Origin of the sequence: Paucibacter sp. B51 (assembly GCF_027863535.1) — a bacterium.
GTDB classification, from domain to species: Bacteria; Pseudomonadota; Gammaproteobacteria; order Burkholderiales; family Burkholderiaceae_C; genus Paucibacter_A; species Paucibacter_A aquatilis.
This window is the reverse complement of record NZ_JAPIVN010000002.1, coordinates 593668-616315: the sequence shown is the minus strand read 5'-3', so window position 1 is coordinate 616315 and position 22648 is coordinate 593668. Positions and strand designations below refer to the sequence as shown.

Genomic DNA, 22648 nt, shown 5'->3' with positions numbered 1-22648 from the left:
TTCGTGTTTCGGAACTGGCTATATTGCGACCCAGATATTCATTTTTGAATTGGGGGCCGCATGGCACTGGATTGGTCGCATGTGCAGATTTTTCTCGCCCTGGCCGAAGCCGGCTCGCTCAATCGGGCTGCGCCGCAGCTGGGTCTGAGCCAGCCCACCCTGGGCCGGCAGCTGGTGGCGCTGGAAGAGTCGCTGGGCCAGGCCTTGTTCGAGCGCCACAGCCGGGGCTTGAGCCTGACCGAGGCCGGCCAGGCCTTGCTGCCGGCCGCACGGCGCATGCGCGAGGGCGCGCAGGAGCTGGCCCTGGCCTTGGCCGCGCGCGATCAATCGCTGGCCGGCACGGTGCGCCTGACCGCCAGCGATACGGTGAGCACCTATTTTCTGCCGCCGGTCTTGCATGCCCTGCGCCAGCGCTACCCCGAGGTGCAGATCGAGCTGGTGGTCAGCAACGAGCAGGAGGATTTGCAGCAGCGCAGCGCCGACATCGCCCTGCGCATGGTGCGGCCCGAGCAGGAGATGCTGGTGGCGCGCAAGCTCAGCGAATGGCCGGTTGGCGTGTTTGCCCACCGCGACTACATCGCCCGTCGCGGCCTGCCGCAGATGGCCAATGTCCTGGAGCACGACTGGCTGGGCTACGACCGCTCGGACCGCATGTTGCGCGGCTTTGCCGCGGCCGGCATGCCGGTGCCGGTGAGCTTCTTTGGCCTGCGCTGCGACAACCAGGTGGTGGTCTGGGAGGCCATGCGCGCCGGCATGGGCCTGGCCGTCAGCGCCGTCGCCCTGGGTGAACGCGACCCGGCGCTGCAGCAGGTGCTGCATGAGCTGCCGATCGAGCCGCTGCCTCTGTGGCTGACCGCCCACCGCGAGCTGCGCGATACGCCGCGCTTGCGGGTGATCTTCGACGCCCTGGCCCAGGCCTTCGCGCGGCCGTTCTGATTCAGCGGCAGGGCCAATCGGGCGCCGCCCCTGCGCGGCCGCGCCCGCTCCTACAATGGCTCGCATGATCTCGCGCGAACCCACTCTTGCCCGCCTGGTAGCAGCCCGCAGCCAATTGCTGGAGCCCTACGGCCTCAGTGAACATGTTCTGACCAAGGCCTTGCGCCTGATCACCGAACACCGGGTTGACGATGCCGACCTGTATTTCCAGACCACCCGTGCCGAGGGCTGGAGCCTGGAGGAGGGCATCGTCAAGAGCGGCTCCTTCAGCATCGACCAGGGCGTGGGTGTGCGCGCTGTGGCCGGCGAGAAGACCGCGTTTGCCTACTCCGACGATATTTCCGAAGCGGCCCTGATGGACGCCGCCCTGACCGTGCGCAGCATCGCCGCCGCCGGCCAGAGCCGCCGCGTCAAGGTGCCCAGCGTCGGCACGGTGGCGCCCAGCCGTGCGCTCTACGGCGCGGCCGACCCGATCGCCAGCCTGGACAGCACCGAGAAAGTCGCCCTGCTGGAGCGCGCCGAGCGCATGGCCCGGGCCAAGGATCCGCGTGTGGCCCAGGTCATGGCCGGCCTGGCCGCCGAACATGATGTGGTGCTGGTGGCGCGCGCCGACGGCACCCTGGCCGCCGATGTGCGGCCCCTGGTGCGTATGTCGGTGACCGTGATTGCTGAGAGCAACGGCCGCCGCGAGGTGGGCAGCGGCGGCGGCGGCGGCCGTTTCGGCCTGGCCTATTTCACCGACGAGATGATCGCCAGCTACGTCGATCAGGCGGTCAATGCGGCCCTGACCAACCTCGACTCGCGCCCGGCCCCGGCCGGTGAGATGACCGTGGTCTTGGGCCCTGGCTGGCCCGGCGTGCTGCTGCACGAGGCCATCGGTCACGGCCTGGAAGGCGACTTCAACCGCAAGGGCTCCAGCGCCTTCGCCGGCCGCATCGGCCAGCGTGTGGCCGCCAAGGGCGTGACGGTGCTGGACGACGGCACCATCCCCGACCGCCGCGGTTCGCTCAATGTCGACGACGAGGGCTGCGCCTCGCAGCGCAATGTGCTGATCGAGGACGGCATCCTCAAGGGCTACATCCAGGACGCGATGAACGCCCGCCTGATGAAGGTGGCTCCGACCGGCAATGGCCGTCGCGAGAGCTATGCCCACCTGCCCATGCCGCGCATGACCAACACCTATATGCTCGGTGGCGACAAGGACCCCAAGGAAATCATCGCCAGCATCAAGAAGGGCCTGTACGCCACCAACTTCGGCGGTGGTCAGGTGGATATCACATCGGGCAAGTTTGTCTTCTCGGCCAGCGAAGCCTTCTGGGTGGAAAACGGCCAGATCCAGTACCCGGTCAAGGGCGCGACCATCATTGGTAACGGCCCGGATGCACTGACCCGCGTCACCATGATCGGCAATGACATGCAGCTGGACACGGGCGTGGGCGTCTGCGGCAAGGAAGGCCAGAGCGTGCCCGTGGGTGTCGGTCAGCCGACCCTGCGCATCGATGGCCTGACCGTGGGCGGCACCGCCTGAGACCTGTTGTGCCAAGACCTCAGTGCCCCGTTCGGCGCTGAGCGTTTGTCAAAAACTGCGTGCTACATTCCAGCTCATGCACTCGCCGAAGACCTATTTCTTTAGCTTTTTTTGGTTCTCTGACCGCACCGGCGGCCGAGAGGTGAGCGCGTAAGCCAAGCAAGACAAGCAAGCACAGCGCACAAATCTCAAGAAACCGCCGGGTCCACCACCTGGCGGTTTTTTTTCGTCTCTTGAGCCGCGCTGCATCGAACACAGACCACGGAAAGTGAGAGTCACGCCCATGAATGCCAAGTCCGCCAAACCGGAGATTCAGGCTGAACGCTGGTACTCGCAAGAGGACAAGACCAGCGCGACCGATGACGAGCGCATCGTCGACATCACGCCGCTGCCGCCGCCGGAGCACTTGATCCGTTTCTTCCCGATCCGCGGCACGCCGATGGAGCAGCTGATCGCCGGCACGCGCCAGAGCATCCGCAAGATCATGCAGCGCAAGGATGACCGCCTGCTGGTCATCATTGGCCCCTGCTCCATCCACGACCCGGCTGCGGCGCTGGAGTACGCACGCCGCCTGCTGCTCGAGCGCGAGAAGTACGCAGACACGCTGGAGATCGTCATGCGCGTCTACTTCGAGAAGCCGCGCACCACGGTGGGCTGGAAGGGCTTGATCAACGACCCCTACCTCGACGAGAGCTACCGCATCGATGAAGGCCTGCGCATCGCCCGCCAGCTGCTGCTGGAGATCAACCGCCTGGGCGTGCCGGCTGGCTCGGAGTTCCTGGACGTGATCTCGCCTCAGTACATCGGCGACCTGATCTCCTGGGGCGCCATCGGCGCGCGCACGACCGAGAGCCAGGTGCACCGTGAGCTGGCCTCGGGCCTCTCGGCCCCGATCGGTTTCAAGAACGGCACCGACGGCAATATCAAGATCGCCACCGACGCCATCCAGGCAGCCGCCCGCGGCCATCATTTCCTCTCGGTGCACAAGAACGGCCAGGTCGCCATCGTCGAGACCAAGGGCAACAAGGACTGCCATGTGATCCTGCGTGGCGGCAAGGCGCCCAACTACGACGCCGAGAACGTGGCTGCTGCCTGCAAGGACCTGGCCGCCTCCAAGCTGGACACCACGCTGATGGTGGATTGCTCGCATGCCAACAGCTCCAAGCAGCACCTGCGTCAGCTCGAGGTGGCGCGCGATGTGGCGGCGCAGATTCGCGCTGGCAGCCAGAGCATCTTCGGCGTGATGGTCGAAAGCCATCTCCACGACGGCGCCCAGAAGTTTACGCCGGGCAAGGACGATGCCCGCAAGCTGGAGTACGGCAAGAGCATCACCGACGCCTGCCTGGGCTGGGACGATTCGCTCGAAGTGCTGGAGGTGCTCAGTGCCGCGGTGAAGGCGGCGCGCGCGTGATTTGAGTCCCTGCCCGGCGGCCCGGTTCTGAGCCAGAATCGGGCCGTTCCAGCCCCGAAAGGCCCGCGATGCGCAGTGAAGTGAAGGTCGTGTTCAGCCCACTCCAGCAGTTCGATCTGGTGGTGGATGCCGAGGAAGTCTTGAGCTTTGAGGCCGCCCGCAAGTGGCTGGACGAGCAGTACGTCAAGAACGAGTGCGAGCCCATGCGTGGCTCGGGCAAGGTCTTGCTGGCCGACAAGATTCTCGGCGTGGCCGCGGCCGTGGGCCCGGCGGCCTTCAGCGACCCGGCCTGGGCCATGGACTACGCCCGTGCCACCAGCGGCGCCTTGAGCAAGGCCTTGCTCAAGGTCGACGTGGCCAAGCGCACGCTGTCGTACTGAGCCTGTGGGCCCGATCAGGCCTGCAGCTGAGGCGCTGGCAGCTGCCAGCCCAGCTGCAGCGATGCCAGGCGCAGAGCCGCCACCACCAGCATGCCGCTGAAGAAGGCGATCTGGCGCGGCAGGCCCAGGGCCCGCAGCAGCAGATAGGCCGCAATGCCGCCGATGGCCGCGCTGGCGTAGATGTCCCGGCGCAGCAGCAGGGGCACCTGGCCGGTCAGCAGATCACGCAGCACACCGCCGCCGCTGGCGGTGATGGTGCCCAGCAGCACGACCACCAGGCGTGGCTTGCCGGCCTCTTCGGCGATCTCGGCGCCGCACAAGGCGAACAAGGCCAGGCCCAGGGTGTCGGCCAGCACCAGGGCGACATGGCCGCTGGCCAGGGCTTGGCTCCAGCGGCTGGCGGCCAGGGCGGTCAGCAGGGCGGTGAGGCCGATCACCTTGATGTAGCGCGTGTCCGTCATCCAGAAAATGGGGTGGCGGCCCAGCAGCAGGTCGCGCAGGGTGCCGCCGCCGATGGCGGTGATGGCGGCCAGCACCAGCACGCCGAACAGGTCCAGCCCGGCCTGCATGGCGGCCAGGGCGCCGCTGCTGGCGAACACGGCCACGCCGGCCAGATCCATCCAGTACAGGATGGCGCGGGCGCGCGGGGTCAGGGATTCTTTGTCGTCGGCAGCAGCGGGATACATGGGGCCGGATTTTCGCAGCCCCACCCGGTCGCCCGGCAAAACTTGCAGCCCGGGCTCTTGAAGCTCACGCGCGCGTCCCCACATCCCGCTCACCAGTGCGGGCGGCAGGCCGTTCCGCGCCCATCGTCTTATTGTTTGTCTTTTGTTTTTCAAAGATCCACGGGCACGCCATGACACAAAAACAAACCCATGCCTTCCAGGCCGAGGTCAAGCAGATCCTGCACCTCGTCACCCATTCGCTGTACTCCAACAAGGAAATCTTCCTGCGCGAGCTGGTCTCCAATGCCTCGGACGCCTGCGACAAGCTGCGCTTCGAAGCGCTGGACCATGCCGAGCTCTTCGAGGACACGCCGAACCTGGAGGTTCGGGTCTCGTTTGACGAGGCCGCCCGCACCGTCACCATCAGCGACAACGGCATCGGCATGAGCGCCGAGGAAGCCATTGCCCACCTGGGCACCATCGCCAAGAGCGGCACGCGCGAGTTCATGGCCAAGCTGGAGGGCGACCAGAAGAAGGATGCCAACCTGATCGGCCAGTTCGGCGTGGGCTTCTACTCGGGCTTCATCGTCGCCGACCGCATCACGGTCGAAACCCGTCGCGCCGGCCTGAAGGCCGAAGAGGGCGTGCGCTGGACGTCCGAGGGTACAGGCGACTACGAGGTGGAGACCATCACCAAGGCCGGCCGCGGCACCGATGTGATCCTGCATCTGCGCGAGGGCGAGGATGAGTTCCTCAAGACCTGGCGCCTGAAGTCGGTCATCAGCAAGTACTCCGACCACATCTCCCTGCCCATCCTGATGAAGAAGGAAGAGTGGGATGCCGAGGCCGCCAAACAGGTGGTCAAGGACGAATGGGAGTCGGTCAACAAGGCCTCGGCCCTGTGGTCGCGCTCCAAGAGCGAGATCACGCAAGAGCAGTACGACGAGTTCTACAAGCAGATCAGCTACGACACCGAGGCGCCGCTGGCCCACACCCACAACCGCGTGGAAGGCCGCAGCGAGTACACCCAGCTGCTCTACATCCCCAAGAAGGCGCCGTTTGACCTGTGGAACCGCGACAAGCGCGGTGGCGTCAAGCTCTACGTCAAGCGCGTCTTCATCATGGATGACGCCGAGGCGTTGATGCCGGTCTATCTGCGCTTCGTCAAGGGCGTGATCGACTCGGCCGACCTGCCGCTCAACGTCAGCCGTGAGCTGCTGCAGGAAAGCCGCGATGTGAAGGCCATCCGCGAGGGTTCGACCAAGCGTGTGCTGGGCATGCTGGAATCGCTGGCCGACAGCGAGGATGTAGCCGATCGCGCCAAGTACGCCGACTTCTGGAAGGACTTCGGCCAGGTGCTCAAGGAAGGCATCGGCGAAGACCACCAGAACCAGGAGCGCCTGGCCAAGCTGCTGCGCTTCGCCTCCACCCAGGCCGACGAAGGCGTGTCCCTGGCCGACTACCTGAAGCGCGCCAAGGAAGACCAGGAGGCGATTTACTACATCACCGCCGACAGCTTGAGCGCCGCCAAGAACAGCCCGCAGCTGGAGATCTTCCGCAAGAAGGGCATCGAGGTGCTGCTGCTGACCGACCGCGTGGACGAGTGGATGCTGTCCCACCTGTTCGAGTTCGAAGGCAAGCCGCTGCAATCGGTGGCCAAGGGCGCCATCGATCTGGGCAAGCTGCAGGACGAAGAGGAAAAGAAGAAGGCCGAGGAAGCGGCTGAAACCTTCAAGCCCTTGCTGGACCGCCTGAAGGAAGCGCTGAAGGCCCGCGCCAAGGACGTGCGCGTCTCCACCCGTCTGGTCGACTCGCCCGCTTGCATCGTGGTGGAAGAGGGCGATATGAGCGGCCATCTGGCCCGCCTGCTCAAGCAGGCCGGTCAAGCCGCGCCCACCTCGCTTCCGACCCTGGAGATCAATGCCGAGCACGCCCTGATCAAGAAGCTGGACGGCGCCGCCCAGTTCGACGATCTGGCCCAGGTGATCTTCGACCAGGCTGTCCTGGCCGAGGGCGGCCATCTGGAGGACCCGGCCGCCTACGTGCGCCGTGTCAACGCCATGCTCTTGGGCTGATGTTTCCTCAACGTCCTGCTCGATGAAAAAAGCCCGCCATCTGGCGTGCTTTTTCATGCGGAGCGCGCGCTCAGACTGAGCGGCGACGGCCGGCGCAAACGCCCAGCAAGGCCAGGGCCACCAGCGACAGCGTCGCGGGCTCTGGCACGTGGTTGGATGCGGGGGCAGCGCCAGTCAAGGAGATCGAATCGACCCCAAAGTCATTGCCGTAGCCCCAGTCGAGCCAGCCGCCGCCTTGGTAGTAGCCCGACAGTTGGTATTCGTTCTTCAGTGTGATTTGAGCTGTTGTGGCAGCGCCAGAATTCCAGCTCAAGCTGATCAGGTTCCAGCCGCCTGTGGCAGCCTTGACGATGCCACCGACATTGCTGCCGTTGATCTGCGCTTGGATGGGCACGTTGTAGGGTGCATAGCCGGCGTAGTCGTCCTGCACGTAGAACTGGAGCGTGTAATCGCTGTTGGCGGCAATGTCGAAGACGGAGCTGATGAAGAAGCGATGGTCGGGTTCCGGGCCTGTGCGGGTGCCCAGGTTGAAGTAGGCGCCACCCTGCCCGCCGGAGCCGACAACGCAATTGCCTTGGCCTTGGCAGTCCGACCAGTAGGCATCACCGCGAGTCCAGCCGTTGAAACCGTTGTCAAAGCCTTCGCTATAGACAACGCCGGCTTGTGCGCCACCGGTGAAGAGGCCACCAACGAAGGCCAGAGTCATGGCGCTGAAGAGTTTTTTGGATTGCATAAGTTGCTCATTCAAAGAGGTTTGAACCAGAACCCGACAGCTCAGCGCCACGTCCCGCGCAGCGCCTGAGCGCTGGCTTGACATGGCCTCCGTTCCATGGGGAGAAGGCAACATTCAGTTACAAGTTCCGTGCCAGCTTGATACAGCTCAATGAATCAAGGAGTTAGGGCCAGGAGCTTGTTGGGCTGCGGGATTCTGTAAAGCTGGCCGACAGATCCTGGATGCCAGGGGGGCTCGAAAGACCCGCGCCTTCCTAGCGGAAACCCTCGTCGAACTGAACCCCGCCTTCATCGAGGAAGTCATCCACGGGGTGCTCGTCCTTGGGCGTCATGGCCTCCAGCTGCTCGCCCAGTTTGGCGACCTGGTCATGCCAGTAGTTGGGCGTGCCGAACCAGGGGAAGGCGAGCGGAAACGCCGGGTCGTTCCAGCGTTTGGCCAGCCAGGCGCTGTGGTGAATCATGCGCAGGGTGCGCAGGGGTTCGATCAGGCGCAGCTCGCGGCGGTCGAATTCGGCCACGGTTTCATAACCGTCCAGCACCCAGGACAGCTGCTGGCGCGCCGCCACCTCGTCGCCTGAGAGCAGCATCCACAAGTCCTGCACCGCCGGGCCGGTGACGGCGTCGTCCAGGTCCACAAAATGCGGCCCATGGTCCGGCGTCCAGAGGATGTTGCCGGGGTGGCAGTCGCCGTGCAGGCGCAGCAGCTCCAGCTCCGGGATGCTGTCGAAGATGTGCTGGATGCGGCTCAGGCAGGCCTGAACCACCGCATCCCAGGCGGGGAAGACTTCGATGGGCACGCAGCCCAGGGCGACCAGCAGATCGCGGGCCATGCGGCCGGGCTCGGCGCCGGCCCAGCGCAGGCGGTGCTCGAAAGGGCGCTGCCGGCCGACCGTGTGCAGCCGGGCCAGCAGGCGGCCGATCCAGCGCAGCACCTCGGGGTCTTCCAGCTCGGGCGCCCGCCCACCTTGGCGCGGGGTGACGGCAAAGCGCTGGTCGCCGAAATGGGCCAGCGTCGCCGGCGTGCCGGCCAGGTGCAGCTGGCCCTTGATGTCCTGCAGCGCCCAGGGCGCGGCCACGGGCACCTCGGCCTCGGCCAGCTCGCGCGCGAACTGGTGCTCTTCGAGGATCTGCGCATCGCTCCAGCGCCCGGGCCGGTAGAACTTGGCCACCGCAATGCGCCCGTCTTCCAGGTGCAGCTGCAGCACCCGGTTCTCGTAGGAGTTCAGCTGCAGCATGCGGCCGTCGCCGTAGAGGCCGGCGGCGTCCAGCGCATCCAGCATGAATTCGGGGGTCAGGGAGCCGAAGCTGCGGTCCAGGTCTGGGTTCATGGGTGGGGAAAAGAAAAAGCGGCACCGGACCTCGTTCGGTCCGGCGCCGCAGTATCGCCTGGGCGCTATTGGGGCCGTGGGGGCTGAGGCTTTGGCCGAAGGGCCTGCGCCTTCAGCGGGGCAGCCGGCCGCCGTAGCGCGGCGAGTCGACCACCAGGCCGACGATGTCGTTGGGCGCCTCGTCCGGGTATTGCGCGTCGGCGTTCAGCGGCTCGCCGAAAGGCACCGAGTTCTGGAAGGCCGGGCCGCCACGGTGGCTGCTGTGTCCGCGGGGCGGGGCATCGACCATGCCGTTGTTGTCGAAGCGGCTGTCGGGTGCGAAGAAGGAGTCGTGGAACACGGCCGAGTCTTGCCACAAACCTTTGCGGCTGGCGCGGCGCGGGGTGCTGCCGTTGAGGCTGGGGCGCGAGGGCGACACCGTGCCAGGCATCGGCGCGGCCTGCGGGCCACGCGAGTTGCTGTTGCTGAAGGGCACCAAGAGTTGCAGCTCGGCCGCGCTGGGCAGGTTGTCGATGGCGCAGCGCAGGTAGCGCACGCGGCAGGCGCCCAGCACCGACTGCTTGATCTGCAGGCCGCGGCCCGAAATGCCGCGTTCGCTGTCCAGGTCGACGGCCGCCAGCACGCGGCCGTTGGGGCTGCAGATGGCGAAGGTGACGTTGATGGCGCCCAGCAGGTCGAACCAGTAGCGCACTTCCTGCGCCTCGGTCGGCTGGCAAAAGCGCACCAGGGGCAGCTTGGACAGGATCACATGGTGGGGCAGGGCTTCCTTGAGCAGGCGGTAGACGCGCCGCTCATCGCTGCTGAACACCGGCCGGGCCGTCAGCGACCATTCGGTCGGCAGCGGCTTGGTCGGCGGCGCCGAGCGCCGCAGCACCCACAGCAGGGCCAGCGCCAACAGGCCGAAGCCCGAGGCGAGCGCGATGATCCACGGAATGGTGCTTTGCATGCCCTCGACAGCCCCAATGGGTTTGAATTCTTTGCGCCTGTGATCAGGTGCTTATTCACCAAATGTAGCGCAGGAAGATGACATGTAACTGGGTGTATCCCCTGGTTCAGGGGCGCCAGTTCGCGGGGTCGGCGGGTGAAGCGAAAGGGTGTGCGAAGCGCGGCTTTCGCTGTTCCTCAGGCGGCGCCGTTCGGGCCGCTGGGCGGCCCCCGGCCATGCTCAGAGCTTGGCGCCCTTGCCGGCGTCGCCGATCTTGGCCTTGACCTCGGCCACGCCATCGAGGATGTCGCCAATCACCCGCACATGGCGCTTGAACTGGAAGTCCAGCTCGGCCAGGTGGCGCTCGATCGCTTCGTCCACATGCGAGGACACGGTGTCGGGCGGCAGGCGCAGCCAGGCTTCCGATTCCGAGCCATCACGCTCCACGGTCGCGCCGGCATTGCGGGCGATCTTGAGCATGGCGGCGTTCTCGCTCAGGGCGTGGATGAACAAGGTGTCGATACCGCGGTTGCGGGCATGCAGGGCCGCGCATTCAAACAGTCGCGCGCCAAAACCCCGGCCACGCACCTGGCCCAGCACCGAGACGCCGAATTCGGCCATGGCGGCCTTGCCCGGGCGCTGCGGCCGCGGCGCGTAGGCGAGGTGGGCCATGGCCACCAGCTCCAGCTTGCGGTTGAAGATGCCCAGCACCTCGTCGCGCTCGAAATCCAGCGACATGGCGTAGCGGCTGATCTGCTCGTCCGAAGCGGGGTAGCCGAAGCGCAGGTAGCGGTCGCGCTCGCTCAAGGTCAGCAGATGCTGGGCGATGCGGTGGCGGTGGCGGCGGGCCAGCGAGCGGATGGGCACCCAGCTGGACATGCGGCGCAAGGCGGCGACCGGATTCCAGGCGGATGATTCCTCGGCGGCGGCGGGCGCGGTCTTCAGATCCTTGTCGGTGCTGTCAACGTCGGGTTTCATGGCTGGACCCTGGGGGTCGTACGTAATAACCCGGATGGTAACCCGGGATCTGGCGGCCTGCCTCCCCTTGATCGGTGGATCAGCCTTTCCTTTTCGGGTCAGCTGCTGCTACAATCGCGGGCTTCCCCTGATTTGGCTGTGGGGAAGAAACCCATGCGCCTTGTGTGAGAGGTCGCGAGATGCGGTCGGGCTTGGAGGCAACTTCAGGTCGGCAGCATCCCGATAAGCGGCACCGAATGTAGCGCGTCTGGGTATGAATCAGCCATCCGACCGCCGGGCAGATGTTCTGCCGGGCATTCGAAAGAAACTCATGAAGACCTTCAGCGCCAAGCCGGCAGAAGTGACGCACGAGTGGTTTGTGATTGACGCCACCGACAAGGTGCTCGGACGTGTTGCCAGCGAAGTGGCACTCCGTTTGCGCGGCAAGCACAAGGCCATTTACACGCCTCACGTGGACACCGGCGATTTCATCGTCATCATCAACGCAGACAAGCTGCGCGTCACTGGCAACAAGGCCAATGACAAGGTGTACTACCGTCACTCGGGTTTCCCGGGCGGTATCTACGCCACCAAGTTCAAGGACATGCAAGCCAAGCACCCGGGCCGCGCCCTGGAAAAGGCTGTCAAGGGCATGCTGCCCAAGGGTCCTCTGGGCTACGCCATGGTGAAGAAGCTGAAGGTCTATGCCGGTGACACCCACCCGCACGCCGCTCAGCAGCCCAAGGCTCTCGAAATCTAAGGAGCGGTGATGATCGGAAACTGGAACTATGGTACCGGCCGCCGCAAGTCGTCGGTCGCACGTGTCTTCATCAAGAAGGGCACGGGCCAAATCGTCGTCAACGGCAAGCCTGTCGAGAACTACTTCGGCCGTCAAACCTCGATCATGATTGCCAAGCAGCCCCTGCTGCTGACCAACCATGGCGAAACCTTTGACATCAAGGTCAACGTTCACGGTGGTGGTGAGTCGGGTCAAGCCGGTGCTGTGCGCCACGGCATCACTCGCGCTCTGATCGACTACGACGCGACCCTGAAGCCCGAACTGAGCCGCGCCGGCTTCGTCACGCGTGATGCGCGTGAAGTCGAGCGTAAGAAGGTCGGTCTGCACGGCGCTCGTCGCCGGAAGCAGTTCAGCAAGCGCTGATCGACTTTCAGATGGGCTGGCTTTCGAGCTGGCTCATCACACAACAAGGCCGCTTTTCAGCGGCCTTGTTTGTTTCTGGAAGAGATAGAGAAGACCCCCCCTGTGTTGCGCCGTGGCGCGATTGCCAGCACCTGGCATGGGGTCTTGCTGCCGCGACCGCGGTCCCGCAGGCTTTTGCATGGACAATGCGGCGCATAACGCCAACATCAGGAATACACATGAGCGCAGTGCTTGAAAATCCCGCCACCGGTGCCGACGAGATGCCCGTGCCGCTGGTCTTCACCGACAGCGCGGCCGAAAAGGTGCGCGATCTGGTGGCCGAGGAAGGCAACCCCGATCTGAAGCTGCGCGTGTTCGTGCAAGGCGGTGGCTGCTCTGGCTTCCAGTACGGTTTCACCTTCGATGAAGCCGTCAACGAAGACGACACCCAGATGAACAAGAACGGCGTGACGCTCTTGATCGACGCCATGAGCCTGCAGTACTTGGTTGGTGCCGAGATCGACTACAAGGAAGACCTGCAAGGCGCGCAGTTCGTGATCAAGAACCCGAACGCGACCACCACCTGCGGCTGCGGTTCCAGCTTCTCGGTCTGATCGACGTACGCGCCCATGGCGCAAGACAAAAGCCGCCCTCGAGGCGGCTTTTTCATGGGCGCTTACCTGGGTTTGAGCCAGGATCAGGCCGGGCTCAGGCCGGATGCAGGGCGCCGAGAATCCGCGTCCCGGCCGCACCGGTGACGGCGGGCAGATTGCCGGGCAGGCCGCGCACAAAGCGCATGGCCAGCCAGGCAAAGGCGGCGGCCTCGACCTGCATCACCGGTAAGCCCGCGTCGTCGCTGCGCGCCACCTGGGTGCCGGGCAACAAGGCTTGCAAGCGCTGCATCAGCTGGCGGTTGAGTGCCCCGCCGCCGCAGACCAGCAAGCGGCTCAAGACCTGCTCCTCGCTCCGAAGACTGTCAGCGACGGCTCGTGCGCTCAGTTCCAGCAAGGTCGCTTGCACGTCCTCGGCTCGTGGCGTGGTGCTCAAGCGATCCAGGTGTTGCTGCAGCCAGGCGCGATGGAACAGATCGCGCCCGGTGCTGCGTGGTGGTGGCTTGGCGAAGAAGGGCTCGGCCAGCAGGGCGAGCAGGAGCTCGGGCACGACCTGACCCTGGGCGGCCCAGGCGCCATCGGCGTCGTAGTCCTGACCTTGGTGCTCGGCGATCCAGGCGTCCATCAAGCAGTTGCCGGGGCCGCAGTCAAAACCGAGGGTGCGGCCGTCCGCAGGCAAGAGGCTGATATTGCTGATGCCGCCGATATTGAGCACCGCAAGGTTTTCGTCGGCGCGCCCGAAAACCGCGCGGTGGAAGGCGGGCACCAGGGGCGCGCCCTGGCCGCCGGCGGCCACATCGCGGCTGCGCAGGTCGCAAACCACGGAGATGCCGCTTTGCTCGGCCAGCAGGGCGCCGTTGAGCAGCTGGCTGGTGTAGCCGATGCCGTCAAATTCTCCCGGGCGATGGCGCACGGTTTGGCCATGGGCGCCAAGTGCCCGGATGTCCTGAGGGCGCAGTGCGCATGTCTCCAGCAGCTGGGCCACCAGATCGGCATAGCTGCGCGCCAGCGCGTTGGCGGCCAGGGCGGCGCGGTGCAGCTCGTCAGGGCCGTCTTGGTTCAGGCTCAGCAGCTCCTCGCGCAAGGCTTTGGAAAAAGGCTGGTGGGCGTGGCCCAGGGTTTGCATGGCAGCACCGGCCTCGGGAAAGCGGGCCAACACCGCATCGACCCCGTCCAGCGAGGTGCCGGACATCAGGCCGATGAAGAGGTCGCTCATGGGGTGTGCGGCGTGGGATGCTCGCAGCGAGGATTGCAGGCGAGGTGCGCAGGCGAGCTGCGAGCTCAGTCGGCGCCGAGCACGCCTGATTCCATGCTCTGCGCGACGCTCAGCTGCGTTTTCACGCTGGCCACGGTTTGCTGGAACTGGTTGCGTGCGTAGTTGGGCAGGGTGACCGCTTCAGAGGCCCGGGCAATGATGCGCGGATCCTGGTGCGAGCCCTTGACGCGGAACTCGAAATGCAGATGCGGGCCAGTGGCCCAGCCGGTGGCGCCCACGGCGCCGACGCGCTGGCCTTGTTCGACGCGCTGACCCTTCTTGACGTCGATGCGGCTCAGGTGGGCATAGACCGTGGTGCGGTCGCCGCTGTGGCGGATGTGAACCACATTGCCAAAACCGTTCTGCCAGCCAGCAAACTCGACCTGACCATCGCCCACCGTGCGAACCGGCGTGCCAGTGGGCGCGCCGTAGTCCACGCCCAGATGACGGCGCCAGGTTTGATGGATTGGGTGGAAGCGCATCGCGAAACCCGAGGTCACGCGCGAGAACTCCATGGGGCTGGCCAGGAAGGCGCGGCGCTTGCTTTGGCCGTCAAAGGCGTAGAAATTGCCCTTGCCGGTGGCGCTGTCCTTGAACCACACGGCCGTGTGGCTGCGGCCGTTGTTGACGAACTCGCCGGCGATGACTCGGCCGGCCGCGCCGTTCCAGTTGATGGGCTCGCCGTCAGCGGTCAGGCTTTCGTAAACGATGGAGAAGCGGTCGCCCTTGCGCAGTTCGCGGTGGAAGTCGATCTCGCCCGAGAACATATCGGCCATCTGGGTGGCGATGGCGTCGGGGATGCGGGCTTCGTCGGTAGCGGCGAACAGCGAGCTCTGGATGGTGCCGCTGCCGAGGCGAATCTGCGCTTGCAGCGGGGCGGTCTCCAGCTTGGCGCTGAACTGGCCATCGGCGCCGCGGCTGATGCTCAGGCGGCTGAAATGGGTGCTTTGCTGATCGCTGGAGTCGGCTGGAAAGCGGGCCACCAGGGATTGGACCGTGCCCGAGGCATCGGCCGTCAGCTGCACCATCTTGCCGGCGCGGCCTTGCAGCAGGCGCTTGGCCAGGGGATCTTTGCGCAGGAACTGGGCAGCTTCAGGGTCGAAGGCGCCCAGGCGCTTGAACAGGCTTTCGACCGTGTCGCTGCTGCGGGTCAGCTCATTGCGGCTGAGCGCGATCGAGTGGCTGGCCAGGGCGCTCAGCTGCGCGTCCAGGTCGTCGATCTGGATTTGCTCGGTCAGCGTGCGCTGGGGCAGGTCGGCGGCATTGGGCGCCAGTGGTGCGATACCGAAGGCGGTGATGGCAAAGCCGCTCAGCAGGGTGACCACGCCCCCGGTCAGGGCGCGCGGGTGGCGCGCGGCAAAGGCTTCGGCTCGCGCCAGAGCCATCTTCACGTCGTTCAACCGGAATTTCACGCTGTCGCTTCCCAGGGTCTTCTTGTAGAGGTCACCGGGGCCGCTTGCACAAACGCTGCCGGTGCCGTTCGAGAAGGATCACAGTGCGCCCGCAGGCCTGTCCACTAGAATCCGCCGCTGTGCCGCCCCCTCCTCAAGGGTGAGCCGTCACAAAACCAGGCGCGAGTATAACGAGCCCATCCCCGCGTCAACGCCACGAAAACCCGATAAATCAGGGCTTTACCCAGGCCCCACTCGCTCCCATGTCCGATCCGCGAACAAACGCCACGCCTGCCGCAAAAACGCAGTTCCCCATCACCGATCGCGTGCGTGAGGCCTTGGCGATCTCCCAGCGTGGCTGCGATGAGCTGCTGCCCGAGTCCGACTGGGTGCAAAAACTGGCCCGCTCCGAGGCCACTGGCGTGCCCCTGCGCATCAAGCTGGGCCTGGATCCGACGGCGCCCGATATCCACATCGGCCACACCGTGGTGCTGAACAAGATGCGCCAGCTGCAGGACCTGGGCCACCAGGTGATCTTTCTGATCGGCGACTTCACCTCCATGATCGGCGACCCGTCCGGCCGCAACGCCACCCGCCCGCCGCTGACGGCCGAGCAGATCAAGGCCAATGCCGAGACCTACTACGCCCAGGCCAAGCTGGTGCTGGATGAGAGCAAGACCGAGATTCGCTACAACTCCGAGTGGAGCGACCCGCTGGGCGCGCGCGGCATGATCCAGTTGGCGGCCAAGTACACCGTGGCCCGCATGATGGAGCGCGACGATTTCACCAAGCGCTTCGCCGCGCAGACCCCGATCTCGGTGCACGAGTTCCTCTACCCGCTGATGCAGGGTTACGACTCGGTGGCGCTGAAGAGCGATCTGGAGCTGGGCGGCACCGATCAGAAGTTCAATTTGCTGATGGGCCGCCATTTGCAGCAAGAGTATGGCCAGGAGCCGCAGTGCATCCTGACCATGCCGCTGCTGGAAGGCCTGGACGGCGTCGAGAAGATGTCCAAGTCCAAGAACAACTATGTGGGCATCAGCGAGCCGGCCAACTCCATGTTCGCCAAGATACTGTCCATCAGCGATGAACAGATGTGGAAATGGTTCAAGCTCTTGAGCTTCAAGAGCCTGGCCGAGATCGCCGCCCTGCAGGGCGAGGTCAGCGCCGGCCGCAACCCCAAGGAAGCGAAAGTGCTGCTGGCCAAGGAGCTGACGGCGCGCTTCCACAGCGCCGCGGCGGCCGAAGCGGCCGAGGCCGATTTCAACAACCGCGCCAAGGGCGGCATCCCGGACGAGATCCCCGAAGTCAGCCTCAGCGGCGCGCCGCTGGGCCTGGCCCATGTGCTGAAGTCCGCCGGCCTGGTGGCTTCGAACAGCGAAGGCATGCGCATGATCGAGCAAGGCGGCGTGCGCATCGACGGCACGGTCGTCAGCGACAAGGGCTTGAAGCTGGAGGCCGGCACCGTGGTCGTGCAAGTGGGCAAACGCAAGTTCGCGCGCGTCAGTCTCGCCTGAGTTTTTAGACTCAGCCGCAGGCAACAAGGGGAGGCCCGGTGTATCACCGGACCTCCCCTTGGTCTTTCAGCGGCGCGGCAAGCCTGCCCGCTGCGTCAGCTCTTACTTCAGACTCACGGGCCGCGGATAGGCGCCGGGCTTGGGCTCGGCGCGCGGCTTCTCGGCCATGGCCTTGTTGAGCGTGGCAATCGCGGCATCGAGCTGGGCATCAGCACCCAGGAAGCTGGCGCGTGGCAGGTTGTCCACCTCCAGGTCTGGCTTGACGCCGATGCCTTCCACCAGGAAGCGGCCATCGGGCGCGATCTGGCCGGTTTCGGCCGCGCGCATGATGCCGTTGTCCATCAAGCGGTTCTGGTCCGACAGCCACACGCCGGCACCCGAGGTGGTGGTGCCAATCAGCGGGCCCAGGCCTAAGCGCTTGAAGCCCTCGGCAAAGGTTTCCCCGTCCGAGTAGGTGTGCTCGTTCTGCAGCACCACGACCTGGCCGCGGAAGGTCTGCTGCATGTTGGAGCGCACCGGCGCGCCGCCCGGCGAGCGCGGCTGCCAGTAGGCCCAGGCGCGGCGCAGCAGCTTCTCCAGGATCCAGCTGTCGATGCTGCCGCCACCGTTGAAGCGCACGTCGATGATCAGGCCTTCGCGGTCCACATGGGTGTAGAACTCGCGAGCGAAATCGGCGATGTCGGCCGGTCCCATGGCACGCAGATGCACATAGCCGATGCGGCCGTTGGAGGCCTTCTCCACCGCCTGCGCGCGGCCGAAGCGCCAGTCGGCATAACGCAGCTGTTGCTCGCGCTGGCGCGCCACCGGCGTGACGATGCGTTGCAGCTCGGGCCCGCCGCTGGCCGGCTTGATCTGCAGCAGCACCTGTTTGCCGGCCTGGCCGCGCAACAGCTCCACCTCATGCGCCACCTCGTTCGCCTTGCGGCCGTTGATGTGGGTGATCAGGTCGCCATCCTTCAGGCCCAGCTCGGCGCGGGCCAGAGGGCCCAGCTCGCTGGGCAGCTCGGGGTCAGCGCGGTAGATGCGCTCGATGCGCAGCCCGTCGGCCGTGCGGCTCAACTGCGCGCCCAGGCCGGCCAGGCCGGGCTCTTCCGGCGCCTGGCGCAGATCACCGGCATTGACCTGGCTGTGCAGGGCGCTCAGCTCGCCGATCATCTGCGCCATCAGCTCGGCCAGCTCGGCGCGGTCACTGACGCGCTCGACCAGGGGCTCGTACTTGGCGCGCATGGCGGGCCAGTCGACGCCGTGCATGGCCTTGTCGTAGAAGTAGTCGCGGTGCATGCGCCAGCCATCGGCGAACATCTGGCGCCATTCGGCGCGCGGGTCGGTGGCGATCTGCCAGTCGCTCCAGCGCACCTGGAACTTGCCCATTTCGGTCGGCAGCTTGGGGCCGGCGTCGGCGAGGATCAGCTCGGGCGCCGCGCCCGGCGCGCCATTGCGCACCACCAGCATCTTCTTGCCATCGGCGCTGAGCTCGATGCTGCGCACATCGCTGGCCACGGTTTCGATGTTGCCGCCCTGGTTGTCGATGGCCGCGGTCTTGAGCACCGATTTGCGCTCGCCGCCGTTGATCTCGGCGTCGAGGAACCACAGGCGCTTGCCGTCGGTCGTCAGGCCGCTGTAGTTGCCGGCGGGCAGAGGCAGCTCGAAGAGGCGCTCGCGCAGGCCGGCGAAGTGGATGGGCGGCTTGGGCTTGGCTTCAGGTTTCGCCTCGGGCTTGACTTCGGCCTTGGTGGGCTCGGCTTTGCCGTCGACCTTGGCGGCATCGGCACGCTGCTCGGGTTTCAACTCGGGCTTGAGTTCGGGCTTGGGCTCCGGCGGCTCCAACTCGTCCTTGGGTGCGAAGGGGAAGCGCAGGCCCGGCTGCAGGGCCAGGGCGAAGAGCTTGCTGCCGCGGTCGAAGTAAGGGCCCATATTGCGGTCGCCCCAGGGCGAGCCGCGGCCGGTGGCCGTGAACTGGCGGTTGGAGACGAAGTAGAGCCAGCGCCCGTCCGGCGAGAAGGCCGGCGAGTCGCTGTCATAACGCTCACTGCTTACGGTGTGGATCTTGTTGTCGGCCAGGTTGAACAGCTGCAGCTGATCGCGATTGCCATCGCTCAGGGCTTGCGTGAAGGCCAGGCTGCGGCTGTCCGGCGCCCAGCTCAGGTTGGCGATGCTGGCGTTGCGGCTGTCGCGCGTGATCAGGCGGCCGTTGTTGCCCTTGAGGTCACTCAGATACAGATGGCCTTCCTTGTCGGTGTGGGCCAGGTAGCGGCCATCGGGCGACAGGGCCATGTCCTTGCGCTGAGCGCGCGCGTCACGGGTGATCTGCTCGGGTTTGCCCAAGCCATTGGCTGCAAAGCGCCAGACCTCGCGCTCGCCGCTGAAATCGCACAGGGCCAGCACCTGCTTGCTGTCAGCACCGAACAGGCCTTTCAGGCAGCGGCCGTCGGGCGACTGCGGCAGCTCGGCGCGGCGCAGCTGGCCCAGGCCCTGGGTGGCCAGGCGGCCACGGCTGGCCAGCAACACGCGCTCGCCATTGGGTGCCAGGGCCACCGAGGTGAGAAAGTCCTGTGGCTTCTTGACCCAGCGCTGGCGCTGCTGTTCAAAGTCGCCGCTGAGCTGGATGGCGATCGGAGTGGGCGCCGCGCTGGTGGTGTTGGCGTTCAGGTCGACCCGGTAGAGATCGGCGCCGAGGGCATAGACGGCCACGCCGCCGTCCACCGAGGCGTGGCGGATGTCCCAGCCCTTGTGCGTGGTGTGCTGCCGCAGGTCCTGGCCCTGGGCATTGACCGACCAGAGGTTGACCGTGCCGTCGCGGTCCGAGAGGAAGGCGATGCGTTCGCCGGCTGCCGTGCGGTAGGGCATGGGCAGGCGATCGTTGGCGCCCTCCGTGACCAGGGGGCGGGCCTCGGCCGTGCCCGTCAGGTCCAGGGTCCAGAGCCGGGCCAGGGCGCCGCCGCGGTACTGGCGGGCGTTGTCGCCGCGCAGGCCGTTGCGGGTGAAGTAAAGCTGGCGGCCATCGCTGCTGATGGCGCCGTCACTGGCCTGGGCCACGGGCAAGGCGCGGCGCGTCTGCGTGACCGGGTCCACGGCATAGAGCTGGGTCACCGGCTGGCCGGTCTGCGAGGGGCCGGAGTAGATCACCTCGCCCAGGGCGCTGAAGCCCCAGACGCGCTGGCCGGCATTGCCCTCCCAGCTCAGGCGCTGCGGCAGGCCGCCCTGCACCGGCATCAGGTAGACATCGCCCGGGCCGTCGTACTGGGCGGTGTAGGCCAGCCAGCGGCCGTCTCGCGACAGCACCGGCGAGCCTTCCTGGCCGGCGTGGGTGGTGATCCGCTCGGCGCGGCCGCCCTGGGCGTTGATGCGCCAGAGGTCGCCTTCGGCGACGAAGACCAGGTTCTCACCCTGCAGCGTGGGCTGGCGGAAGAAACCGGGGTTGGGCGTGTTTCCGCCAGACGCGGCGGTGGTGGCGGCCAGGCTGCTCAGGGCGGCGCAGCTGATGGCGGCGGCCAGGGTCAGGCGGTGCAGCCGAAGCGGGGTGCGAGGGTTCATGCGCATGAGGCTCGGATCGCGAGCGCTGAAAGTGAGCGCCGATTATCTCGGCCGCCCGCGCGTCTTCAGACCCGTGTAAGCCCCGTGGCGGCCCAGGCGTGTGCGCAGAGCGCGTGCCCGGTTCGCGGGGCGCTCAGTGGTTGGTGATGCCGGCGCTGACATGGCCTGCCGGCACATGGGCGGCGGCACTGGCGATGTGGCCGGCCTGGTCGTCAAAGAAGAAGTCGGGCTCGAATTCGCGCAGGAATTCGCCCTTGGCCAGGCCGCCCAGGAACATGGCTTCGTCCACCTCAATGCGCCAGTCCATCAGGGTGCGAATGGCGCGCTCATGGGCCGGTGCGCTGCGTGCGGTGACCAGGGCGGTGCGCACCTTCATGCCGCCGCCGCCCTCCTGCTGCAGCCTGTGCAGGGCTTGCAGCACGGGCTTGAAGGGGCCTGCCGGCAGGGGCGTCTTGGCATGGGTGATCTCATGGCTCTGGAAGGCATCCAGGCCCTCGCGCTGGAACACCTGCTCGGCCTCATCGGAGAACAGCACGGCGTCGCCGTCGAAGGCGATGCGCAGCTCCTGCGGGTGGGCGCTGGAGGCATGGGCCGAGAGCGGCAGCACGCGCGCCGCGGCCACGCCGGCCTGCAGGGCGCTGCGCACGTCGGCCTCGTTGGCCGAGAGGAAGAGCTGGGCCTTGAGCGGGCGCAGATAGCGCCAGGGCGACTCGCCACGGGTGAACACGCCGCGCTGGATGTTGAGGCCGTAGTGCGTGGCCGAGCGGAACACCCGCATGCCCGAGATCGGATCGTTGCGCGAGAGCACCACCACCTCGACCTTGGGCGCGCCTTCGCTGTTGAAAGCCAGCAGCTTGCGCACCAGGGAGAAGGCCACGCCGGGCTTGGCCGGCTGGTCCAGGCGCGTTTGCTGCAGGGCCATGTAGTCGCGGTCGTTGCCGGCCTCGAAAAACTGGTTCTCTTCCTCGAAGTCGAACAGCGCCCGCGAGGAAATCGCCACCACCAGCTGTCCGTCGAGATTGGCCGGCATGTCTTCGCCTACGTCCTTGTTTACTTCACAAAGCTGTTCATCTGGATGATGGGCAGCAGCACCGCCATCACGATCAGCAGCACCACCGCGCCCATGCCGACGATCAGCAGGGGCTCCAGCAAGGTGGCGGCCGCCAGGGCACGGCGCTGCACCTCGACGCTGAGCTGCTTGGCCGCGCGCTCCAGCATCTGCGGCAGCTGACCCGTCTGCTCACCGAGGCGGGCGAACATGGCCAGGATGCCGGGGAAACGCTTCTTGCCGGCCAGGGCCGAGCCCACCGGCGCGCCCTCGCGCACCTGCACCAGGGCATCGAGCGCGTCGGCGCGCATGGCGTGGTTGGACAGGGTCTCGGCCGCCGCCTGCAAGGCCTTCAGGATGGGCACGCCCGAGCCGGCCAGCATGGCCAGGGTGCCGGCAAAACGGGCCGCGTTGTAGCCGCGGGCCAGGCGGCCCAGCAGCGGCACCTTGAGGAAGGCCGCGTCGAAGCGCAGGCGGAAGGCCGGGCGCTTGAGCGCCCAGGACAGGCCGCTGCCCCCGCCAACGGCCGCCAGCAGCATCAGCCAGCCCCATTCGCGCACGAAGTCGCTGGTGCCCAGCATGGCCACGGTCAGCCAGGGCAGGGCGCGCTTGGAACTGGTGAAGGTGGCGGCGATCTGCGGCACCACATAGGTCACCAGGAAGATGATGATCATGAAGGCGATCAGCGAGACGATGGTCGGGTAGGCCATGGCGCCGATCAGCTTGGACTTGAGGTCCTGGCGTTCTTCCAGATCGTCGGCCAGCTTTTCCAGCACCGGCCCGAGTGCGCCGCTCTGCTCACCGGCCGCGACCACACCGCGGTAGACCTCGTCGAACTCGCGCGGCGCCGTGCCCAGGGCGCGGGCAAAGCTGGCGCCGGCATTGACCTCGGCCTTGAGCTGGGACAGCAGCTCGCGCTGGCGCGGGTCTTCGCACTCATCGGCCAGGGCCGTCAGCGCCCGCTCCAGCGGCAGGCCCGAGCCGACCAGGCCGGCCAGCTGTCGCGTCCACACGGCCAGGGCCGTGGGGCTGAACACGCGGCGGGCAAAGCGGCTGCCGCCGTCCTGTCCCTGCTGTTGGACCGGTTCCAGGCTCAGCGGCACCAGGCTCTGGGCGCGCAGCTGGGCGCGCGCGGCGCGCGGGTTGTCGGCCTCGATCAGGCCGCTGCTGGAGCGGCCCGCCGGGTTCAGGGCTTCGAATTTATAGGCCGGCAT

At 66.5% G+C, this 22648-nt stretch carries 19 protein-coding genes; 9 read left to right on the top strand and 10 right to left on the bottom strand.

All coding sequences use genetic code 11. The annotated features are described in order from the left end of the window. The first annotated feature begins 60 nt into the window (after positions 1-60). From OOB33_RS23570 to OOB33_RS23555, 4 genes are all read left to right on the top strand, one after another. Entirely contained in the window at positions 61-936 is an 876-nt protein-coding gene (locus OOB33_RS23570) for a LysR family transcriptional regulator (protein WP_171827708.1), read from the top strand. Between the two features lie 64 nt (positions 937-1000). Then, on the top strand, positions 1001-2464 hold the full coding sequence (gene tldD / locus OOB33_RS23565; RefSeq protein WP_102766123.1) for a metalloprotease TldD: 1464 nt from the start codon (positions 1001-1003) through the stop codon (positions 2462-2464). A 283-nt stretch (positions 2465-2747) separates the two neighbouring features. After that, positions 2748-3875, top strand: a complete 1128-nt coding sequence (locus OOB33_RS23560) for a 3-deoxy-7-phosphoheptulonate synthase (RefSeq protein ID WP_171827707.1) — start codon at positions 2748-2750, stop codon at positions 3873-3875. A gap of 68 nt (positions 3876-3943) precedes the next feature. After that, positions 3944-4255, top strand: coding sequence for a hypothetical protein (locus tag OOB33_RS23555; RefSeq protein ID WP_102766125.1), 312 nt, complete (start codon positions 3944-3946; stop codon positions 4253-4255). A 14-nt stretch (positions 4256-4269) separates the two neighbouring features. Here OOB33_RS23555 and OOB33_RS23550 read toward each other — a convergent pair whose 3' ends face one another. Then, a complete protein-coding gene (locus OOB33_RS23550) occupies positions 4270-4941 on the bottom strand; it encodes a trimeric intracellular cation channel family protein (RefSeq protein WP_271010419.1) in 672 nt (223 codons plus the stop codon). A 170-nt stretch (positions 4942-5111) separates the two neighbouring features. On the opposite strand from OOB33_RS23550, the gene htpG reads away from it, so the two are divergent. Next, positions 5112-6995, top strand: a complete 1884-nt coding sequence (htpG, locus tag OOB33_RS23545; RefSeq protein ID WP_271010418.1) for a molecular chaperone HtpG — start codon at positions 5112-5114, stop codon at positions 6993-6995. A 70-nt stretch (positions 6996-7065) separates the two neighbouring features. On the opposite strand, the gene OOB33_RS23540 is transcribed toward htpG, so the two are convergent. The 4 genes from OOB33_RS23540 to OOB33_RS23525 form a co-directional block, all read right to left on the bottom strand. After that, a complete protein-coding gene (locus OOB33_RS23540) occupies positions 7066-7728 on the bottom strand; it encodes a PEP-CTERM sorting domain-containing protein (protein WP_271010417.1) in 663 nt (220 codons plus the stop codon). Between the two features lie 253 nt (positions 7729-7981). Next, positions 7982-9055 (bottom strand): serine/threonine protein kinase, encoded by a 1074-nt coding sequence (locus OOB33_RS23535; protein ID WP_271010416.1) that lies wholly within the window; start codon positions 9053-9055, stop codon positions 7982-7984. A gap of 112 nt (positions 9056-9167) precedes the next feature. Further along, positions 9168-10001, bottom strand: a complete 834-nt coding sequence (locus OOB33_RS23530; RefSeq protein WP_271010415.1) for a DUF2726 domain-containing protein — start codon at positions 9999-10001, stop codon at positions 9168-9170. A 219-nt stretch (positions 10002-10220) separates the two neighbouring features. Continuing rightward, positions 10221-10958 carry a GNAT family N-acetyltransferase gene (locus OOB33_RS23525; protein WP_171827702.1) on the bottom strand — a complete coding sequence of 246 codons (738 nt, stop codon included), beginning with the start codon at positions 10956-10958 and terminating at the stop codon, positions 10221-10223. Positions 10959-11268: 310 nt separating this feature from the next. Here OOB33_RS23525 and rplM point away from each other — a divergent pair, with 310 nt between their 5' ends. The 3 genes from rplM to erpA all read left to right on the top strand — a co-directional run bounded on the left by rplM (position 11269) and on the right by erpA (position 12692). Beyond that, positions 11269-11697, top strand: coding sequence for a 50S ribosomal protein L13 (gene rplM, locus OOB33_RS23520; protein WP_102766131.1), 429 nt, complete (start codon positions 11269-11271; stop codon positions 11695-11697). Positions 11698-11706: 9 nt separating this feature from the next. After that, entirely contained in the window at positions 11707-12099 is a 393-nt protein-coding gene (rpsI, locus tag OOB33_RS23515; protein WP_102766132.1) for a 30S ribosomal protein S9, read from the top strand. Between the two features lie 218 nt (positions 12100-12317). Further along, a complete protein-coding gene (erpA, locus tag OOB33_RS23510; protein ID WP_102766133.1) occupies positions 12318-12692 on the top strand; it encodes an iron-sulfur cluster insertion protein ErpA in 375 nt (124 codons plus the stop codon). 94 nt (positions 12693-12786) lie between these two features. Here erpA and OOB33_RS23505 read toward each other — a convergent pair whose 3' ends face one another. Further along, positions 12787-13905 carry an anhydro-N-acetylmuramic acid kinase gene (locus OOB33_RS23505; RefSeq protein ID WP_271010414.1) on the bottom strand — a complete coding sequence of 373 codons (1119 nt, stop codon included), beginning with the start codon at positions 13903-13905 and terminating at the stop codon, positions 12787-12789. 65 nt (positions 13906-13970) lie between these two features. Then, complete coding sequence (locus tag OOB33_RS23500; RefSeq protein WP_271010413.1) at positions 13971-15329, bottom strand: M23 family metallopeptidase; 1359 nt, start codon at positions 15327-15329, stop codon at positions 13971-13973. A gap of 269 nt (positions 15330-15598) precedes the next feature. On the opposite strand from OOB33_RS23500, the gene tyrS reads away from it, so the two are divergent. Beyond that, positions 15599-16852 (top strand): tyrosine--tRNA ligase, encoded by a 1254-nt coding sequence (gene tyrS, locus OOB33_RS23495; protein ID WP_102766135.1) that lies wholly within the window; start codon positions 15599-15601, stop codon positions 16850-16852. A gap of 102 nt (positions 16853-16954) precedes the next feature. On the opposite strand, the gene OOB33_RS23490 is transcribed toward tyrS, so the two are convergent. The 3 genes from OOB33_RS23490 to gspF form a co-directional block, all read right to left on the bottom strand. After that, positions 16955-20386, bottom strand: a complete 3432-nt coding sequence (locus OOB33_RS23490; RefSeq protein WP_271010412.1) for a S41 family peptidase — start codon at positions 20384-20386, stop codon at positions 16955-16957. Positions 20387-20519: 133 nt separating this feature from the next. Beyond that, complete coding sequence (locus OOB33_RS23485) at positions 20520-21416, bottom strand: 5'-nucleotidase (protein ID WP_102766136.1); 897 nt, start codon at positions 21414-21416, stop codon at positions 20520-20522. Positions 21417-21436: 20 nt separating this feature from the next. Beyond that, on the bottom strand, positions 21437-22648 hold the full coding sequence (gene gspF, locus OOB33_RS23480; protein ID WP_102766137.1) for a type II secretion system inner membrane protein GspF: 1212 nt from the start codon (positions 22646-22648) through the stop codon (positions 21437-21439).

Bases quoted from the DNA above. Each gene is read 5' to 3' on its own strand.
- OOB33_RS23505 (WP_271010414.1), bottom strand. From the start codon at position 13,905: ATGAGCGACCTCTTCATCGGCCTGATGTCCGGCACCTCGCTGGACGGG.
- OOB33_RS23550 (WP_271010419.1), bottom strand. From the start codon at position 4,941: ATGTATCCCGCTGCTGCCGACGACAAAGAATCCCTGACCCCGCGCGCC.
- OOB33_RS23525 (WP_171827702.1), bottom strand. From the start codon at position 10,958: ATGAAACCCGACGTTGACAGCACCGACAAGGATCTGAAGACCGCGCCC.
- OOB33_RS23530 (WP_271010415.1), bottom strand. From the start codon at position 10,001: ATGCAAAGCACCATTCCGTGGATCATCGCGCTCGCCTCGGGCTTCGGC.
- rpsI (WP_102766132.1), top strand. From the start codon at position 11,707: ATGATCGGAAACTGGAACTATGGTACCGGCCGCCGCAAGTCGTCGGTC.
- gspF (WP_102766137.1), bottom strand. From the start codon at position 22,648: ATGCCGGCCTATAAATTCGAAGCCCTGAACCCGGCGGGCCGCTCCAGC.
- tyrS (WP_102766135.1), top strand. From the start codon at position 15,599: ATGTCCGATCCGCGAACAAACGCCACGCCTGCCGCAAAAACGCAGTTC.
- OOB33_RS23570 (WP_171827708.1), top strand. From the start codon at position 61: ATGGCACTGGATTGGTCGCATGTGCAGATTTTTCTCGCCCTGGCCGAA.
- OOB33_RS23560 (WP_171827707.1), top strand. From the start codon at position 2,748: ATGAATGCCAAGTCCGCCAAACCGGAGATTCAGGCTGAACGCTGGTAC.
- rplM (WP_102766131.1), top strand. From the start codon at position 11,269: ATGAAGACCTTCAGCGCCAAGCCGGCAGAAGTGACGCACGAGTGGTTT.
- htpG (WP_271010418.1), top strand. From the start codon at position 5,112: ATGACACAAAAACAAACCCATGCCTTCCAGGCCGAGGTCAAGCAGATC.
- OOB33_RS23540 (WP_271010417.1), bottom strand. From the start codon at position 7,728: ATGCAATCCAAAAAACTCTTCAGCGCCATGACTCTGGCCTTCGTTGGT.
- erpA (WP_102766133.1), top strand. From the start codon at position 12,318: ATGAGCGCAGTGCTTGAAAATCCCGCCACCGGTGCCGACGAGATGCCC.
- OOB33_RS23485 (WP_102766136.1), bottom strand. From the start codon at position 21,416: ATGCCGGCCAATCTCGACGGACAGCTGGTGGTGGCGATTTCCTCGCGG.
- OOB33_RS23535 (WP_271010416.1), bottom strand. From the start codon at position 9,055: ATGAACCCAGACCTGGACCGCAGCTTCGGCTCCCTGACCCCCGAATTC.
- tldD (WP_102766123.1), top strand. From the start codon at position 1,001: ATGATCTCGCGCGAACCCACTCTTGCCCGCCTGGTAGCAGCCCGCAGC.
- OOB33_RS23555 (WP_102766125.1), top strand. From the start codon at position 3,944: ATGCGCAGTGAAGTGAAGGTCGTGTTCAGCCCACTCCAGCAGTTCGAT.
- OOB33_RS23490 (WP_271010412.1), bottom strand. From the start codon at position 20,386: ATGAACCCTCGCACCCCGCTTCGGCTGCACCGCCTGACCCTGGCCGCC.
- OOB33_RS23500 (WP_271010413.1), bottom strand. From the start codon at position 15,329: ATGGCTCTGGCGCGAGCCGAAGCCTTTGCCGCGCGCCACCCGCGCGCC.